The 2474-nt window shown below is 66.0% G+C and carries 2 protein-coding genes and 2 pseudogenes; 2 read left to right on the forward strand and 2 right to left on the reverse strand.

Annotation, left to right across the window (positions count from 1 at the left end):
* Positions 1-162: pseudogene (locus EOA32_RS40445) on the forward strand (LysR family transcriptional regulator); the annotation flags it as partial.
* Here the strand turns inward: EOA32_RS40445 and EOA32_RS36245 are convergent.
* Positions 104-730, reverse strand: a complete 627-nt coding sequence (locus tag EOA32_RS36245) for a TetR/AcrR family transcriptional regulator (protein WP_095781346.1) — start codon at positions 728-730, stop codon at positions 104-106. The pseudogene EOA32_RS40445 and the gene EOA32_RS36245 overlap by 59 nt on opposite strands.
* A gap of 66 nt (positions 731-796) precedes the next feature.
* Between EOA32_RS36245 and EOA32_RS36250 the strand changes: the two genes are divergently transcribed.
* Complete coding sequence (locus EOA32_RS36250; protein WP_095781347.1) at positions 797-1222, forward strand: VOC family protein; 426 nt, start codon at positions 797-799, stop codon at positions 1220-1222.
* A gap of 15 nt (positions 1223-1237) precedes the next feature.
* Here EOA32_RS36250 and EOA32_RS36255 read toward each other — a convergent pair.
* Positions 1238-2186: pseudogene (locus EOA32_RS36255) on the reverse strand (trypsin-like peptidase domain-containing protein).
* Positions 2187-2474 lie beyond the last annotated feature (288 nt).

Raw genomic sequence — 2474 nt, forward strand, 5'->3', positions numbered from 1 at the left:
CGCGAGGTGCGTGCGCCGATGTACGCGATGCACCGCAACGACCGGAGCCCCAAGCCGGCGGCGTCGTGGCTCATCGACGAGTTCAAGCGGCAGCTCGGCTGCTTCAACGAGCTGGAACCGGGCGTTTGGACGGAGGAGGAGCCGGAGACAAGCCGTCCATGAGCGCGATCAGCACGGCGCGATAATCCTCGACCGATGCGCCGGCCTCGATGGCCAAAGCCGCACGATCGAAGGCGGCGGCCAGCAGGGCGGTCAGCGCCTCGGCCGGCAGCTTGACCATCGAGCGCGCGCGCATGGCTTCGACCAGGCCTTCGCGCAGCGAGCGGTTGCCGTGGCGGTTGTCGATCTCGTCCATCGCCGCGCGGCCAAGCACGGCCGGTCCATCGAGGAGCAAAAGCCGCGTGCGGCCGGGCGCGCGCATCGCCGCGAGATAGGCGTCGGAGCCGGCGATCAAGGCATCACGGGCCGAGAGCGAGGCGGGCGAGGCGCGGTCGATCTCCGCTGCGACGGTCGCTGCCTCCTGATCGACGACCGCGGCGAACAACGCCTGCTTGTCGGCAAAATGATGATAGAGCGCCCCACGCGTCACGCCGGCGGCGGCCACGATCTCCGGCGTGCCCGTCTCCGTATAGGATTTTTCCGTGAACAATTTGCGCGCCGCGCGGATCAGATCGGCGCGCGTCGCCTCGGTGCGGTCGCGGTTGGAGCGGCGTCCAGACTCTTGTTGCATACATACAGCCTGTATGTTATTTGCATTTACATACAGACTGTATGTCGGATGGCAGGAGAAAGAAAGATGAAGACGACCAGCTATTATCCGGTGCTGATGACCGGCGACGTCGCCGCCACGGCCGCCTTTTATGTCGAGCATTTCCGCTTCAAGGCGCTGTTCGACAGCGACTGGTACGTCCATCTGCAGTCGGCCGAGGATCGCCGCGTCAATCTCGGCATCGTCGACGGGGACCATGAGACGATCCCTGAGGAGGGCCGGGGACGCACGTCCGGCCTGCTGATTAATTTCGAGGTCCGCGATCCCGACGCCGTCTATGAGCGCATCGTCGCCGCAGGCTTGCCGATCCTGCGCACCTTGCGCGACGAGCCCTTCGGCCAGCGCCATTTCATCACCAAGGATCCCAACGGCGTACTGATCGACGTGATCAAGCCTATTGCGCCGAGCGAAGAATTCCTGGCGCAATACGCCAATGGCGCGGCCGGGAGCTAGGCCAGTCAGCGGGTCTCAGTTCGTCCGCGCCACCGGCGTCACGGCGACCTTGCTGACGCCGGTGCGGCGCACGACGGTGCAGAGCGTCTCGCGACCGATACGTTCGGCGTCGAGCATGCGCACGAGATCATCGACGCCGGTGACCGGCCGGCCGTCGATAGCGGCGACGATGTCGCCTTCCTTCAGGCCAGCCCTCGCGGCGGGGCCGTTCTTCTCGACACTGCGCAGGCGCACGGCCGTGTTGGTCGTGACCTGCGAGAGAAGTGCGGCACGGCGCGGCAGGTTGGTCGTATCGGCAGAGACGCCGATGAAGGCGCGGCGCACGCGGCCGAAGCGGATGATCTCGGAAATGACGAAATTGGCGGTGTTGGAGGCGACCGCGAAGGCAATGCCTTTGCGCGCCGTGGATCATGGCGGTGTTGACGCCGATGACTTCGCCGGCCGACGACACCAGCGGTCCGCCGGAATTGCCGGGGTTGAGCGCGGCATCGGTCTGAATGACGTCGTCGATCAGCCTGCCGGTCGAGGCGCGCATCGAGCGGCCGAGCGCCGAGACGACGCCGGCGGTGACGGTCCATTCGAAGCCGAGCGGATTGCCGATGGCGATCGCGATCTGGCCGCGCCTGAGGCGCTTGGAATCGCCGAGCGGGGCGACGTCGGCAAAGCTGCCGTCGGCGCGCACCAGCGCGATGTCGGTGTCGGGGTCGCGGCCAAGCACGCGCCCCTCGCGCGAAGCGCCATCCGGCATCGTGACCCGAACGTCGCGGGCGTCGCCGACGACGTGGAAATTGGTGACGACCAGCCCGTCCTGAGCGATCACGAAGCCCGAGCCATGGCCGCCGGCACCAATGCGCTCGATGCGGCAGACGGCCGGTCCGATTCGATCGACGGCGTCGGCGACCGTCGCCGAGTAGGCGTCGAGCAAGGCGTCATCGGATTGGAGTTTTTCGGCGGCGAAGGCCATGGGTGGGCTCCCGTGTGATCTGGCGCAAACGATGCCTATATGTGCGGAGCGGCAGCAATTGCCGCGACCTGACCACATGGCCAGTCAGGCACTCGACTAGCCGTCAGGCGAGTATCCGCGGCAGCGCCATGGAGCGATATCTGGGTCACAGAACCCAGGAGATCATCGATATGAGCAACTTCAACCTCAGTGCCTTTTCCGATGCCGTTGCCGATGTCGCGGCGGCCGCCGCGACATCGGCAACGGCATCGGAAAAGGCACTGAGGTTGAAGTTGCTCATATCGATGA

This window comes from Mesorhizobium sp. M1A.F.Ca.ET.072.01.1.1 (assembly GCF_004023325.1).
Lineage (GTDB): Bacteria > Pseudomonadota > Alphaproteobacteria > Rhizobiales > Rhizobiaceae > Mesorhizobium.

Excerpts from the sequence above, each read along its gene's own strand:
- EOA32_RS36245 (WP_095781346.1), bottom strand. The coding sequence starts at position 730 with ATGCAACAAGAGTCTGGACGCCGCTCCAACCGCGACCGCACCGAGGCG.
- EOA32_RS36250 (WP_095781347.1), top strand. The coding sequence starts at position 797 with ATGAAGACGACCAGCTATTATCCGGTGCTGATGACCGGCGACGTCGCC.